10 protein-coding genes and 1 pseudogene are annotated in these 15,326 nt (G+C 43.0%); 6 read left to right on the plus strand and 5 right to left on the minus strand.

The window, feature by feature from the left end; genetic code table 11:
• Positions 1-32: 32 nt before the first annotated feature.
• The 5 genes from ISG33_RS09325 to ISG33_RS09345 form a co-directional block, all read right to left on the minus strand.
• Positions 33-1,577, minus strand: coding sequence for a PAS domain-containing hybrid sensor histidine kinase/response regulator family protein (locus tag ISG33_RS09325; RefSeq protein WP_195733332.1), 1,545 nt, complete (start codon positions 1,575-1,577; stop codon positions 33-35).
• A gap of 174 nt (positions 1,578-1,751) precedes the next feature.
• A complete protein-coding gene (locus tag ISG33_RS09330; protein ID WP_195733333.1) occupies positions 1,752-3,686 on the minus strand; it encodes a S9 family peptidase in 1,935 nt (644 codons plus the stop codon).
• Positions 3,687-3,957: 271 nt separating this feature from the next.
• On the minus strand, positions 3,958-5,397 hold the full coding sequence (locus tag ISG33_RS09335; protein WP_195733334.1) for a PepSY-associated TM helix domain-containing protein: 1,440 nt from the start codon (positions 5,395-5,397) through the stop codon (positions 3,958-3,960).
• A 9-nt stretch (positions 5,398-5,406) separates the two neighbouring features.
• On the minus strand, positions 5,407-5,937 hold the full coding sequence (locus ISG33_RS09340; RefSeq protein WP_195733335.1) for a hypothetical protein: 531 nt from the start codon (positions 5,935-5,937) through the stop codon (positions 5,407-5,409).
• An 11-nt stretch (positions 5,938-5,948) separates the two neighbouring features.
• On the minus strand, positions 5,949-8,126 hold the full coding sequence (locus tag ISG33_RS09345; protein ID WP_229333517.1) for a TonB-dependent siderophore receptor: 2,178 nt from the start codon (positions 8,124-8,126) through the stop codon (positions 5,949-5,951).
• 198 nt (positions 8,127-8,324) lie between these two features.
• Between ISG33_RS09345 and ISG33_RS09350 the strand changes: the two genes are divergently transcribed.
• From ISG33_RS09350 to ISG33_RS17285, 6 genes and pseudogenes are all read left to right on the plus strand, one after another.
• Positions 8,325-8,702, plus strand: a complete 378-nt coding sequence (locus tag ISG33_RS09350; protein ID WP_195733336.1) for a DUF6746 family protein — start codon at positions 8,325-8,327, stop codon at positions 8,700-8,702.
• A gap of 78 nt (positions 8,703-8,780) precedes the next feature.
• Positions 8,781-9,158 (plus strand): hypothetical protein, encoded by a 378-nt coding sequence (locus tag ISG33_RS09355; RefSeq protein WP_195733337.1) that lies wholly within the window; start codon positions 8,781-8,783, stop codon positions 9,156-9,158.
• 216 nt (positions 9,159-9,374) lie between these two features.
• Positions 9,375-10,157 (plus strand): hypothetical protein, encoded by a 783-nt coding sequence (locus tag ISG33_RS09360; protein ID WP_195733338.1) that lies wholly within the window; start codon positions 9,375-9,377, stop codon positions 10,155-10,157.
• Between the two features lie 344 nt (positions 10,158-10,501).
• A complete protein-coding gene (gene nirB / locus ISG33_RS09365; RefSeq protein WP_305040887.1) occupies positions 10,502-13,090 on the plus strand; it encodes a nitrite reductase large subunit NirB in 2,589 nt (862 codons plus the stop codon).
• A gap of 10 nt (positions 13,091-13,100) precedes the next feature.
• Entirely contained in the window at positions 13,101-13,568 is a 468-nt protein-coding gene (nirD, locus tag ISG33_RS09370) for a nitrite reductase small subunit NirD (RefSeq protein WP_195733339.1), read from the plus strand.
• Positions 13,569-13,586: 18 nt separating this feature from the next.
• Positions 13,587-15,131 (plus strand): annotated as a pseudogene (locus ISG33_RS17285) (molybdopterin-dependent oxidoreductase); the annotation flags it as partial.
• Between the last annotated feature and the right edge of the window lie 195 nt (positions 15,132-15,326).

Genomic DNA, 15,326 nt, shown 5'->3' on the forward strand with positions numbered 1-15,326 from the left:
ATGTGTACAAACCAGCAGCTTAGATTATCGTTTCAGAATGTTGCGATATATCTCAGTAAAGTGTCTCTGGTAAATGGTTTCTTTAGGTGACCGTGCATGCCAGATGCTTTGCATGCCTTCAATGTATCTTCAAAGGCATCGGCTGAAACAGCGATAATAACAGGCATTTTGTTTAAGCTTTCTATTCTCAAAATCTCTTCACTAGCCTTAAATCCGTCCATTAGAGGCATATTTAAGTCCATTAGAATAATATCGTAAGGACCATTGCGACGAACTTGTTTTATCGCATCTTCGCCGTTAAATGCTCGATCAACTTGCTTAGCTACGCCTGCCAGCATTTGACACGCAATTTCAATATTGATTTCGTTGTCATCAACAACTAATACATTGTTCAGCGAAAGGTCAAAATCTATTTCTGCGCTAACCTCATTGCTGTGGCTGATGTGCTGAGCCGTGTCTTTTGCCAACTCACAAGTGAGTGTTACTGTGGTTCCCTCGCCAAGTACTGACTTGATGAGAAAATCATGATTTAGCTGGGCGCATAAGCGACTTACGATCTCCAGGCCAAGGCCCGTCCCAGTATTTTCTAAGGGGTCTGTATTTTCTTGTAAATAGGGTTGTATTACTGCTTCTACATCATCGATACCCCGACCAGTATCGACTATTGATATTTCAATGCTGTTTTCTAGTTTCCGGCCATTAATTGTGACACAACCACTGCTTGTGAATTTGATAGCATTGCTCACCACATTCGACAATATCTGTATGAAACGAACTTTGTCAGTCACAATGAGGGTGTCGACAATATCAGCGTCGAGGCAGGTTCTTAGCTTCAAGTCTTTTGCGCTAGCTTTGGCAGAGAAAAGGTCAATGATGTGGTCTATAACGCTTGAAAGTTGAACAGGCTCTTTACTTAACTTAACTCCATCTTCATTGAGTTTTGCAATAGTTAATAAATCGTCTAATAGAACCAATAGTTGCTCACCACAAGCCGAAATTGTGCTAATTGTCTTATCTAGTGACTCATCTTTATTCGAGTCTTTTAATAGATCGGTAAGACCAATAATTCCATGAAGTGGTGTTCTAATTTCGTGGGACATTTTTGCAAAGAATAAGTCTCTGGACTTTAGTGTGTCTAAGAGCTTTTTTTCAGCAGTCTTAAGTTCAGTTAAGTCTGTATGAGCACCAAGCATCCTCACAGGCTTACCTTCATTATTACGAATAGCGAGCCCTCGGCATCGTATCCACACAGTCTGTCCGAGCTTGTGTTGATAGCGTACTATCTGGTCGTAGGGATGGTTTGGATCATCGCAATGCTTTGTAAAATTATCAAATGCAACTTCTAAATCCGCTTGGTTAATAATGTCTTGCCACTCTGACGCAAGATGTTTCATTTGCGAGGGATCATAGCCAAGAGTTGTCCAAAAACGTTCACTCATCCACTCATGCTCGGGATTTTCGAGATCCCAATACCACATACCGTCTAGGCTGGAGTGCTCTATAAACTTGAATATTTGTTCATCTCTTTCTACTAAGTCATAGAGTTCTTTTTCTAAACGATGAGTGGAATTGGCCAAGTATATTCTCCGCAGCTAAGTGCTCTTAATACGATTCTATGTGCACAAGGTTGAGTAAAAGCTCACACAAGAGAGCTTAAATCATACTAGATCAGTATCAATTGGCTCACAAGTTAAACTCAATTTGTTAACGCAAACGCTCCTAAGCGGTGGCTCTAAACTTGCTCCTACAACTTATTTTTTACCTTTTAAGTGCTTATCTAGAAAGTTAAGGTAAGCATTTGAAGCAGCGATACGATTTTCCCGCTTTAGAAAGCCATGACCCTCGTCGTCGAAGATGACATAATCCACTGTAGCCCCGTTTTTGCGAGCCGCCGCGACTAACTCATCACTTTCTATTTGCAGTACACGAGGATCGTTGGCCCCCTGAACTACCAACATTGGCTTTACAATGTTTTCGGCATGAAATAATGGTGAAATAGCCCGATGACGCTCGGAGTCTGTTGCTGGGTCGCCCATTTCATCATACAGTGCATCACGAAACGAGCCCCACCAAGGCGGAATACTCTCAAGTGTTCTTACCCAATTTGTTACACCAAAGACATTTATTCCAGCCTCGAAAGCGTGTGGGTGAAAAGTAAGTGCGGCAGCTGTTATGTAACCGCCGTAAGAGCCACCCATAACAGCAACCTTATCTGAGTCTACCCAGTCTAAACTGCGCAAATAATCGCCTGCCGCAACGATGTCTTTAAGGTCACCTTCACCATGGCGTTTGTCATCCAGATGGAAAAAGGTTTTGCCGTAACCTGATGAGCCGCGATTATTTGCTGCGTAAACAGCATATCCATGGTTTACCAAGTGTTGAATTTGAGCGTCGTATCCTCGCGTTGATTGTCCACCGGGGCCGCCATGCACTAATACAATGGCTGGTACAGGTGTTTCCGCTGTAGCTCTTTTGGGTTTGTACATGATGCCCGGAATAATAAGCCCGTCAAAACTCTCAAAGCGCTCAACCGTAGCGCTTACCAAATCGGCTTCGTCAATTGCAGGGTTTAAGGCATTGGTTAGGCGCACAGCCTCTTTACCGAAAGTCATGGTGTACAAATTATAGGGCGAGGTATCAGTATTCACGCCAAATGCGATTTGTTTTTCATCTCGAGAAAATCTAACTTGCCCAAGTTGGCCATTAGGCACTCCAGGAAGCGCGATCGCTTCACCCGTTTTCAAATCACTTACTGTTACTTGTGTTAAACCATCTATGTTCAATGCATGAACTTGGTACCTTCCGCTTGGAGAGCGTATAACGTAACTGACGTCCCAATCAGCCGTGATTAACTCAGCTTTGTCACCTGTGGTGAGATCGTATGTCCATGCTTGATTGAATTCCCCAAATTCATTGGTCGCAAAAATGAGTTGTGAGCTGTCGGCATTGAAATCATAAGCAAAATAGTTGATGTTACCCTTGTGCTCTGTGATTAGTCTTGGCTGTTTAGATCCTGAACTAAGAGAGACTAAATAGAGATTGGCATCGGCGCTCGACAGCGATTTTTCAAGCGCTAGCCAATTGCCGTCAGGGCTTATTACAGATGGCTGGAAGCCTTCGTTCTCATAAATCATACGGCGTTTATAATCATGCGAATTATAGGCATACAAGTCGAAAGATGCGGAGTCGCGTTCGTTTGTCCAAATGTAGAATACAGCGCCATCATTTCTCCAACCACCAAATGTGGCTCGTGTTTCATCGCTTGGAGTAAGGTCGGTAATCGTTCCGTTGAGCTCTCTCACATAAATATGCGTCAGCTCATTTCCACCTTTATCTGCGCTGAACAAAATACGCTCATCGTTTGGAAAAAAAGACTCTGGAAAGTGTTCGTCAGTCGTTGATGACGTAATCGGTGCAACGCTGCCGTCAGGTGTGATTGTGATAACGTTATAAACGCCGCTTGCGTCCGACTCTGCTAAGATTTTGGAGTTGTCGGGCGAATACGCAAAACCATTACCGTTTGCTAGGCCGTAACTTGTGGTCTGATAAAATGTTTTGGCGCTATATTGGCTATGTTGTTTGCTTTGTGTGCTAGTCTCGCTGATGGCTTTTTCGCCAACACTTTTTGTGTCTGAGCAAGCAAATAAGACAAGCGCGGCGGCACCAATTAAAGTAGCTATCTTCATGTTAACTTTTCCTTGTTAGATTTGACTACATTGAGTTACGTCAACTGCTGTTGCTATGCGAGTGTAAGCGACATTGCCAAAAATAGATGAAATTTAGGATAAACGACAATCTAAGGCTGTTCAATAGATAGCTTTTTATTGTGTTCCCATCTCTTTTGATAATGTGTGTGATTCTTAGCACACTCTGAAGTGTGCTACTTAGCGATGAATCGTCATTAGCAGTGAATAGTCATTATTAGTACGCAGACTATTCACCACTATGCACTCTTTACTAAGGCTTCAGTACCCTCCGAAGGCCAGAAAAACCAACAACACCAGCACATAATATCAATACCAAGTTAACCTGCCACATTGCTAATGCCCCAACACTATCGAAGTGTTGAATGGTATGAATACAGACCAAGACTACTAGGCAAAGACACAAGAGAAATTTGAGGTGCTTTCTTAACTTATCCTCATCCTGATAGTTTTTGCAGCAGATGATAAGCCCAAGCGCAAGCGCCCCCCAAAAGCTCTGATATACCCATGCATCTCGACTTATTTGCAATATTGCACTGAGAACAAGTGCGCTCGGCGTTAACCACACAAAGGCCGGCCACAACAGGTTAACTATGTCTTTTGTTTTGCGCTTGTGTAGCCAAATATTGATGCCCGTTGCGCTCACAATTGTTAACATCATACCGAGTACAAAATACAAGAGTTTGCTAGTAAGCCCGGCAAAGTCGCCAAAATGAGCTCTATAAATAGAATAAACAAATTGTTTGCCCGTTTCGCCATCAGAGTATCCTCCTTTTTGAATGAAGTTACCCTTACTGTCATAGCGATAATTTTCAGAATAAATAAGTCGTTGGGGCTGTTGAACATAAAGCTCGATAAATTGTTTCGGCGTGTTTGGTTCATGAACCGTTAAAAACAAGAGCTTTCCGTGCGGGTCGCGTAACTTAATATCTTCAAGTGCTTTTTTCACGTTTGCGATTTGTATTACTTGTTCTAGTTGTGGTTCTGGCTCGAATATTTTCGCTACCGCAGCCTCGGTATCGCCATCCTCAAACGCCGTCGCAATCACCACGATGAAAATACTCGCCAGCCCGAAATAAGCGCCGGTAATTCCAATCACTAAATGAAAGGGTGTAGCCCAAACACTTAGACGATTGTGAAGGTCGATATTCTCTTGCATTCCTGTACCGCCGCGCCTAAATCTGAATGCGTCTTTCACAATTCTCGGATGCGCTAACAATCCTGAAACAATCAATGCACAAAGAATAGCGCCCAACGTGCTCACTACGATCATCCCAAAGGTTTTCGGTAGGTGTAGATAATAGTGAAGATCGATGAGCATTTTGGTCCATGGCGCGCTTTCTATTTCACCTAAGCTGCCATCACTCTCTACAAAATGTGCCACGTGGTCATCTTCTACCACTAACCTTGGTATGCCGATACCGGGAAATACTAAGTGATGGTGGCCCGTTTCCGCATCGTAACGTTGAATAAAGTTATGATAGGCTCTTGCGGCAAGTTCTGGGGTCACGTTGAGCCTTTCATCTACGCTCGGCTGTTCCCATCGCTCAAACTCTTGATCAAAAACAAGCAAGGTGCCTGTTAAACAAATAAGGTACATGAAGGCGCTTACCAACAAGCCCAGCCATCTGTGAGCGCTTAGTGATTCTTTTGCAATGTCGCCAGATTGCTTAGCAAGACTAGACTGTTTCATTTGGGCTCCTTATTTTACAAAAAGCGATGCGGCACTTATTGTGCTAACACCAATGATAATAAGAAAGCAGCGCAACTTTTTTATGCTAAGGACGAAGCAAAAAGCGAGCACTGCCCAAAGCACAGCTGCCAATATCAGACCGCTCGCAATTTGATTTGCCTCAGCCATGGGTAATGAATAAACAAAAGCAATTGCAATAAGAGAGCTACATAACATCAGGCCGAAGAGCACAAAAAACGCATGGCTGGTTTGCACAGCCAAGCCTCGCCAATTGATACTCACTGCTAAGGTGGCTTTGTTTACAGCCTTATATGCACGGGGCTTTTGCGATTCTAGTGTAATGGGTAGCCAAACAAGTATCGCCAAGCTAAAAACACCCATAAACAAGGCAAATTCAAGCCCGTATGCTGGCACCCACAAGACAATTGAAGCCAACAATAGGACTGACGCTACCACAGTATAAATGAGGCGTTTGGTCTTCCAAGCGTGGCAAAGTAAGCACACTCCTACAACACTAAAAAAGATTGCAATTAATAACATCTTCTTAAACCTTAGAAATTATAAGCTATGGTCGCATTTATCGAGCGTCTGAGACCTGGGAAGCAATCACCACGGGTTAGACAAGAGGTTAAATACTTTTTATCGCTAATGTTTCGGATATTGAAGGACAGTTCCCAGTTTTCAGACAAGGTGTATCCCATCATCAGATCGCCTAAAGTGAAACTTGGTGTTTCATAACGCAAATCGCTTTGTTCTGATACGCTCATACCAACGTGTCTTATACCAAATCCAAAACGAGTGTTAGGCATGAAATCTGAAGGCTCCCATGATAACCATGCTGATGCATTTTTATCTGGAATGCCTGCGAGGGCGAAGCCATTTGGGTCCTCTGCATTGACAGTTGAATAGGCAAACTGTAATGCTAAGTCACCGAAGTTAAGCTTTCCTTCTAGCTCTACTCCATCGAGTGTCGATACGCCAAGTTGCTGTCCAGAAGTAGCTGGCAGAGCATTAGGGTTGGGCAAATTGCTGATTTCAATGTCGTAGTAAGCTAGCGTAATATAACCAGGTAGGGCCTGTAACTCGTATTTAACACCTATTTCAACTTGTTCAGCTTCTTCCGGTTTAAACTGCTCACCCGATAAGTTAATACCAACTACGGTTTCAAAAGATTCTGCATAGTTAATGTATGGAGCAAAACCATTGTCAAAGCGATACAGTAAACCAGCACTCATCGACAAGTTATTGTCATCTTGTTTCGCCGTACCATTGTCGTTTTCAATAGTGTCATAGCGTAATCCAAGGGTTATTCGCCAAGCTTCGTAGGAGATTTGATCGGATAGATATATCCCTAAATCATTCACCTTTTGAACTGGCTGATCATTGTAAATAGCATCAAAAACAGCTTGGTCGGGAGCACCGGTATATTGTGGATTATTGAGGTCAAGCACATAGGAAAAGTCGCCCGTTAGTGCACCACCGCCATAAAAATATGCAACATTGTTGTCGGTTTCAACATGTTGGTACTGAGCTCCTAATATCAGGTCATGACTCACTTCGCCGAAGACAAACTGCGCAGTAAAGCGACCATCAAAAGCGAGTTGTTCAAACGTGTTGTCGGCTTGATAGAAGGAGCGAGCTACTGTGGTTGGGCTAAATAGCGGTGCACCTATAATATCGTTCAAATAACGACTATTACCTGCGCCCAAGAAGGTTGGCCATGCTTGATGGTAGTCTGCTTCGCCGTCTCGCCACAAGGCAGTTGTATTAAAGCTTATGGCATCATTAATGACATGCTCGCCAAGCAGAGTTAGTTGCGTTGACTTGGTGTTATATCGATTGAAATTAGGCTCGCCTGCATATACATCCTGATCCAGATAAGTGCCGTCGTCTAACGGAAGAAGCGTGCCATTAACCGGGATAAACTGTGAGCCAGTATCACTTTTCGTATCTTGATGCAGTAAAATGGCGGTAATAGTAGTGTCATCTGATGGCATAAAGCTGATCGACGGCATCAGTACTAAGGTTTGCTCATCAACAAAATCAACTTGAGTATCGGTATCTCGGTAAACGCCAACGAAGCGACCTAACACATTTTCACTAGTGTTGAGGCTGGTGTTATAGTCCAACGCAACTTGTTGACGATTGAAATTCCCCAATTGCAAGTCGACCTGACCAAAGCTGCCACCACTCCTCGGTGTTTTACTTACGTAATTAACAATACCGCCTGGTGAGCCTTGTCCATAAAGTACAGAGGCAGGCCCTCTTAGCACTTCAACTTGTTCTATGGTGTAAATATCGGGGCGCGTACTATTGTAACTTCCGAAGAGTTCTTGAATCGAATCTCGATACCTGGGGAGTTCTAAGCCTCTTGCTCGGATCCAATCTCCTCGTGTTGCAAACCCAAAAGTTTCAGCACTAACGCCGGCCATATAGCTTGTTGTCTGCGATAAGTTCAAGGCACCTTTTTCAAAAAAATCAGCAGATGTCTCAATTGAAAGAGACCGAGCTGTTTCTACAATCGGAGTATTAGACTTTGTAACACCATAACGTGAGACAGCTCCAACAACCGTAATCACTTCAATAGCTTCATCATTTTTCGTTTTTCTTTCAGCCTCATTAATGCTGGTTTCAGCAGCATTTGCTGCACTGACTAAACAACTTGATAGAATGAAGCTAATACAATTTTTGAGGTACTTCTGTTGACTTCGAGCCTTCATGTTTCTCATTTTTCTCATTTGGTTTTCAATAACACAAATGATAATGGTTGTTATTTGTATTTGCAACATTCTTAAGCTAAGATCTAGATGATGAAAAAATTATGATGCTGGTAGGCGTATTTTTGTCCATACTAGATTGTTAACATGAACCCATGTTAGTGAGCCTTTGTTAAAAAAGGGTTTATTGACAATACATAGTGAGAAGAAATGAAAAAAATACTAACAACCCTCCTTATTTTAGGTGCAACGTCGCTTGTTCAAGCAGATGAAAAATACAGCCATTTTCCAGCCATAGAATCTACCAATATTCAAGCGGCATTGTGTAATATCAAAAGTTACAACCAGAAGCTGCTAGCCATCACTAGTAAAGCTGAGCTAACACCAGAAGACATGGTAAAAGTGCATGAGTTAACTTATACATTAGAAAATGCAGTTAACTTTATTAAAGCTTCTTTAGAGCAAGTATCGGTTGACTTAGAAGATGTGCACAAAGCTTCGGAAAGACTGGATCAAAAAGTCATAAAAGAATCCGGAGAAAAATACTTGGCACCTACTAACGTAATCACAACAAAAATTGAGTGCTAAAAAGCTTCTGATGAGCTAAATTGGTAGGGCATATCGGTTTTCCATTTTGGCTATCATTGCTTCGAGAAGTATCATTCCATGAAAAAAACGCTAATTGCCATTGCTTTTATTATCGCTTTTATTGCGGCCCTTATGTCGACCTTACCAGCGTCAATCGATGATGATTTGAGCCTGATTGGAAATGGCAAAAAGTCGGTCGTTTTCATCTATGATCTCAATCGAGTGGTGAGCAATCAGCAAACGATCGAAATCAATGCTGCGAAGGAGCAACTGAGCGAGTCTGTGAACTTTTTGGTAGCACGAACAGGCTACCCAGCCACCGATGAATTCATGCAAACCTACAATGCAGAAAGTGCTGAACTGCTGTTCTTTGACGAAAGTGGTAACTTATTTTTGCGTAGATTTGCGCCTATGGATGAGGTCAGTTTTACAATGATACTGCACAGTCCCAAGTAGGTTTTTTGGTATTAATGCAAGCTCTTCTTTACAGATCTTTACATTCACATATTTGAATGAAAGCGCTTTAAATGCTATTTTAGAGTTCAAATTATGTTCAGTATGCTGACTTTGTAATCGTTGCCCTAAGCAAATGTTTCCGGTGATGGTTAAAAACTGTTTTCATAAATAGAATGTATGCACGCCTAGAATGGACTCAACATGGAGCGAATAAACATGAATCAGGCAAGAAGAATTGAAAGTGATGCAATAATCAAAAAGAGCGTCTATCGAGGCTCTACCACCTACACCGTCCATTGGACCTCTCATGGTGCACCAACCAAAAAAGAATTCGCAGAACAAAAGACAGCAGAGGCCTTCGTTAAGCAACTCAATGTAGAAGCTGAGCGTTTGTTAGTTGAAAGAGAAATGGATGTCGTTGACAAACCAGCCAATGCTCAAGCCGACGGGTGGGCTGAAGAGATGAAGGTGTATCTCTCATTGCTAGAATCATCTCCTGAAGAACTCAATATATTGTTAAAAAAGCTAACGAGCCTCAAAAAATTCACGCTTAAAGGGTGGGTTGATCATGCAAGCGGCTCAATGAAAGTTCACGATTCACTTCACGCGATTGCTTCTCTGCAAGAGTTAACAATAGACAGTTATTTAACTAAATTGAAAGTGATTGAGTCTGAGCCTATTGACGAAATACTAAAGACTTATAAACGCTACACCTATTCAAAATATGAGACTAAGCGCCTACTTGTTGAATATTTGCGTGAATATCAAGAGAAAGAAGACGACGAGGACGAGGTTCATTTCATTAAAATTAAGCTCGGCAAGTTACTGCGATCTTTTGAATTTGATATCTTTAGTATTAACGATAACCATATCCAAGCTTGGTTTGAAGAACAAAAAGGTTCTGATAGTGCCAAAGAGAGACTTCTGGCTATTGTTAACGATTTCCGCTCTTTCGCGAATGACAACAGAATTGAGATGCCGACTCCCTTCGTTCAATAGAGGGGGAAGGCGATTTTGTTGCTTTTAAATGATGCAACAATGTTACTTAATGGTGCGAACCATCCTCTGACTTTATAGTTTGATATCTTATCATGTTGTTTTTATTGAAAAATATCTGATGGCACTGTATTTGTATACTAGAAGTAACGACTGCATAGTGCATTTAATTAAAACGATGTAGCAACGCGATAACAGAAATAAGACTATCGCTTGTAGCGCTAACCAGTAACTTACAATTTGAGAAGCTGAGATGATTTACCTGAATTATCTCAACTTTACACGGCAACGAAGCCCACAGCAGACTCAAAATCGCTGTGGGTTTTTGCGTTTCAGAGGACTTAAAAATGGCAATTTCTTCAGAGCTTTCTATCAAAACACTGCACAAATACGATGTATTGGTGATCGGAAATGGTATGGTTGGACATCACTTCGTTGAACAACTACGTGAGCAGCATCCTAAAGCAAGTATTCGTGTGCTGTCAGGGGAGCCACGCCTAGCTTACGACCGCGTCCATTTATCAGAGTTTTTCAGCGGTAAGACAGCCGAAGATTTGGCAATGACTACCGAAGCGCATTACGACAGTTTGGGCATTTCATATTCTACCAATGCTTGGGTAAACGATATCAACCGTGAGGCTAAAACAGTGAGCTGTGCGAATGGCGAGAGCTATGCATACAACAACTTGGTTTTGGCGACGGGTTCTTACCCATTTGTACCTCCTATTCCTGGCAACGACCAAGAACATTGCTTGGTGTATAGAACGATTGAAGACCTTCACAGCATTGAAGCTTCTGCAAAGGTGAGCAAAACCGGCGTTGTGGTAGGCGGAGGACTTCTTGGCTTAGAAGCGGCAAATGCACTTAAAGAAGCAGGCCTACAAACCCATGTCGTTGAGTTTGCGCCGCAACTAATGGCTGTTCAATTGGATGAGTCGGGTGGCAGAGTATTACGTGACAAAATAACGGAACTAGGCGTAGAAGTTCATACCCAAAAAGCGACCACTGAAATCGTAGCTGGTGAATCAAGTCGTTATCGCATGAACTTCGCGGATGGCAGCTTTTTAGAAACCGACATGATCTTATTCTCAGCGGGTATTCGCCCCAGTGATACACTCGCTAGAGAGTTTGATATTGCAGTTGGAGAAAGAGGCGGTATAGAAATTGACAATTATTGCGTAACATCCGACTCAAGCATCTACGCAATAGGTGAATGTGCGTTATGGCAACAAAGAATCTTTGGCTTAGTTGCTCCTGGTTATTCGATGGCACGCGCAGCGGTTTCGCACATTGTAAATGGTGTCTCCGATAGCACTGTCGCTTTCGAAGGTGCCGACATGAGCACTAAGCTAAAATTAATGGGTGTTGAAGTGGGTTCTATCGGCGATGCCCATGCCAAAACAGAAGGCGCACTCACTTATACCTACGAAAATCAACCCTTAGGCATCTACAAAAAGATCATCGTTGACGCAAGCCAGAAGGCACTATTAGGGGCTGTTCTGGTGGGCGATACTTCTGACTACGATACTTTACTTCAATATGCATTAAATGGCATAGAGCTACCAGAAGCTCCTGAGGCACTAATATTGCCTGCTAGTGCTGATGCTGCGCCCGCATTAGGCGCCGACGCATTACCCATGCAAGCGACGGTCTGTTCATGCCACAACGTATCGAAAGCAGATGTTGTTTCAGCGATAGATGATGGCAATTGTGATTTGGCTAGCGTGAAAAGCTGTACTAAGGCTAGCTCAGGATGTGGTGGCTGTGCGGCATTGCTTAAAAACGTTGTAGATAGTGAGCTTGAAAAGCGTGGGGTAGAAGTTAAAAAAGACATCTGTGAGCACTTCGCATATTCGCGACAAGAATTATTTCACATTATTAAGGTGGAAGGTATTCGAAGCTTCGAAGAGCTGATTGCTAAGCACGGTAACGGCTTAGGTTGTGAAGTATGCAAACCTGCGGCGGGGTCTATATTTGCCTCTGTTTACAATGACTTTATATTGAAGCAGAGCTTGGTAGGCTTACAAGACACCAACGATACTTATCTGGGCAATATGCAGAAAGATGGAACTTACTCTGTGGTGCCTCGTGTCGCTGGCGGTGAAATCACCCCAGAGCGCCTCATCCTCCTAGGTGAAGTTGCTCGTGATTATAAGCTGTATACGAAAATCACTGGCGGCCAACGTGTAGATTTGTTTGGCGCGCGAGTTGAAGACCTTCCTGATATTTGGCAGCGCTTGGTTGATGGTGGTTTTGAAACCGGTCATGCCTATGCTAAAGCGCTAAGAACCGTGAAGTCTTGTGTAGGAAGCACATGGTGTAGATACGGTGTTCAAGACTCGGTCGGTAAAGCCATTGACCTTGAAAATCGCTACAAAGGCCTCCGCGCGCCTCACAAGATAAAATTTGCAGTATCTGGCTGCACACGAGAATGTGCAGAAGCCCAAAGTAAGGACATCGGTGTTATTGCAACAGAGCACGGATGGAACCTATATGTATGCGGAAATGGGGGAATGAAGCCTCGTCATGGTGATCTTTTCGCCACCGACTTAGATGATGTAACCCTAGTGAAATACATCGACCGCATCCTTTCATTTTACGTCAAAACGGCAGACCGTTTACAGCGTACCTCTGTGTGGATGGAAAACATGGAGGGCGGTTTAGCCTATCTTCAAGATGTTGTCATTAATGACTCCCTTGGTATTTGTGAAGAGCTTGAAGCGCAAATGGAAACCGTTGTCGACACTTATCAATGTGAATGGAAAACCGCTATTGAAAACCCTGAGTCAAGAAAACGTTTCCGTCAGTTCGTTAATAGCCAAAAAGCGGATGTGAATATCGCCTTCGTTGAAGAGAGAGGGCAAATTCGTCCTGCGACTGAAGAAGAGAAGCGCAGTATTGTCAGCGCCGACAAAACCGAAGCTGAATTAGTATAAGGAGAAGAAAATGACAACCGCGAGCCTCCCTGTAGAGAAAATAAATACAAATAACTCAGTAGCGCCGCTTTTTACTCATATTGATGTTTGTAGTATCGACGATTTGATCCTTAATTCGGGTGTTTGTGCGTTAGTCCATGACACGCAAATTGCGATATTTGCGATACCAAGCATTGCGAATTCGAAAGAAGAAATAAGGCTATTTGCATGTTCCAATTTTGACCCAATCGGCAAAGCCAATGTAATGTATCGAGGATTATTGTGCTCGAGTAAAAATGATGAAATGGAGGACGAAGCTATGATTTGTTCACCACTTTATAAACAACATTATTCACTCGTAAGTGGCAAGTGTGCAGAAGATGAAAATGTGTCAATTTCCATCTATAAATGCTATTTGGAAAACGGCCGAGTTTTTGTTTCAATGCCGTCCACAGCCCCTGATTTGATTGACTCTACACATAAAGTCACAAAAAGCTAAAAGGCCTAAATAGACCCAATGAAAGCCTATCTTGCTTGCACAAAAAAAACCACATGCCCGTATTGCGGGGTCGGTTGTGGTGTAGAAGTTGACTTACTAAAAACAAGCGAGCAAGAGCTTCTCGGAGAACACAAATTAGAGACTAGCAATACGCAAGCGACCCGTCTCCAAGGCTGTAAAACCCACCCTGCAAATTACGGGAAGCTGTGTGTAAAAGGTACGCATCTGTTAGAGACAGTTCAACCCGAGGGCAGGCTTATTCAGCCAAGTATTTTGGGCCGTGATTGTGAGTGGGATGAAGCCACAACACTGGTTGCAAACAAGTTAAAGAATACTATTGCTAAATATGGCCCAGATGCTGTCGCTTTTTATGTTTCCGGGCAACTTCTCACCGAAGACTATTACGTTGCCAATAAATTAATGAAAGGTTTTATCGGTAGCGGTAATATCGATACTAATTCACGCTTATGTATGTCGTCTGCGGTGGCCGGATATAAGCGAGCTTTTGGCGCAGATATGGTTCCGTGTAACTACGAAGATTTAGAGCAAACTGATCTGCTAGTATTAGTCGGCGCGAACCCAGCATGGACACATCCAATACTCTTTCAGCGAATTGAAAAAGCAAAAACGCGTAACCCGAACATGCGCGTTTTTTTAATAGACCCACGCGAAACTGCATCATCGAGTTTGGCAGATTTACACCTACAAATCAGACCGGGTAGCGATGCCATTTTGTATAATGGTTTATTGAATTATATCGCTTCAGCGCAGGTTATGCGTAGCCCGTCCTCAAGCTCCCATGATACAACTATTCATACTAGCTATGGCTTAAATCAGGCTTTTATTGACCAACATACCGACGGGTTTGATGCTGCAATAGAAGCTGTTTGTGAATACTCACTTCAGGTAACTGCAGAGCTATGCGATGTGCCCATTGACGACTTGATTGTCTTCTATAAAACCTTTGTAAAATCACCTAGCGCGATCAGTTTTTATTCGATGGGAGTAAATCAATCTGTATCGGGTGTCGACAACGCCAATGCAATTATTAACTGTCATCTCGCGACAGGTAAAATTGGCAAGCCCGGGTGTGGCCCTTTCTCCATTACAGGGCAACCTAATGCGATGGGAGGAAGGGAAGTTGGTGGTCTAGCAAATATGCTTGCTGCTCACATGGATATCGAGAATCCAAATCATCATGATTTGGTAGGGCGCTTTTGGAAAACTGAAAATTTAACAAGATCTCAAGGCTTCAAGGCCGTCGATATGTTTGATGCGATCAACGAAGGTAAAATTAAGTTTATATGGATCATGGCAACCAACCCTGTCGTGAGCATGCCCAATAGAAGCAAAATTGAGGCAGCACTGAGTAAGTGCGAAACCGTGGTGGTTTCCGACTGCGTTAAGAAGAATGACACTTTAGCGTTTGCACATATAAAATTGCCTGCGACTGGTTGGTCGGAAAAAGACGGCACAGTTACCAATTCGGAGCGCCGTATTTCTCGCCAACGTGCCTTGTTCCCTGCATTAGGGAAGGCTAGACACGACTGGCAGATTATTTCTGAAGTGGCGCAAAAAATTGGCTTTGCCGATGAGTTCGCTTATACCAAAGCTGCCGACATCTTCGATGAGCATTGCCGCTTAACAGCCTTTGAAAACACGGGAAGTCGAGCCCTCGATTTATCAGCTTTGTGCGGCTTGAGCCCAGAACAATACGATGCACTTGAGCCTATTCAATGGCCGGTAAATAGCAAGAAT

The sequence above is a fragment of the Marinibium conchae genome, from assembly GCF_015595035.1.
In the GTDB taxonomy this organism is placed as follows: domain Bacteria; phylum Pseudomonadota; class Gammaproteobacteria; order Enterobacterales; family Alteromonadaceae; genus Glaciecola.

Bases quoted from the DNA above. Each gene is read 5' to 3' on its own strand.
- ISG33_RS09330 (WP_195733333.1), bottom strand. From the start codon at position 3,686: ATGAAGATAGCTACTTTAATTGGTGCCGCCGCGCTTGTCTTATTTGCT.
- ISG33_RS09360 (WP_195733338.1), top strand. From the start codon at position 9,375: ATGAATCAGGCAAGAAGAATTGAAAGTGATGCAATAATCAAAAAGAGC.
- nirD (WP_195733339.1), top strand. From the start codon at position 13,101: ATGACAACCGCGAGCCTCCCTGTAGAGAAAATAAATACAAATAACTCA.
- ISG33_RS09355 (WP_195733337.1), top strand. From the start codon at position 8,781: ATGAAAAAAACGCTAATTGCCATTGCTTTTATTATCGCTTTTATTGCG.
- ISG33_RS09340 (WP_195733335.1), bottom strand. From the start codon at position 5,937: ATGTTATTAATTGCAATCTTTTTTAGTGTTGTAGGAGTGTGCTTACTT.
- ISG33_RS09335 (WP_195733334.1), bottom strand. From the start codon at position 5,397: ATGAAACAGTCTAGTCTTGCTAAGCAATCTGGCGACATTGCAAAAGAA.
- ISG33_RS09345 (WP_229333517.1), bottom strand. From the start codon at position 8,126: ATGAGAAACATGAAGGCTCGAAGTCAACAGAAGTACCTCAAAAATTGT.
- nirB (WP_305040887.1), top strand. From the start codon at position 10,502: ATGGCAATTTCTTCAGAGCTTTCTATCAAAACACTGCACAAATACGAT.
- ISG33_RS09350 (WP_195733336.1), top strand. From the start codon at position 8,325: ATGAAAAAAATACTAACAACCCTCCTTATTTTAGGTGCAACGTCGCTT.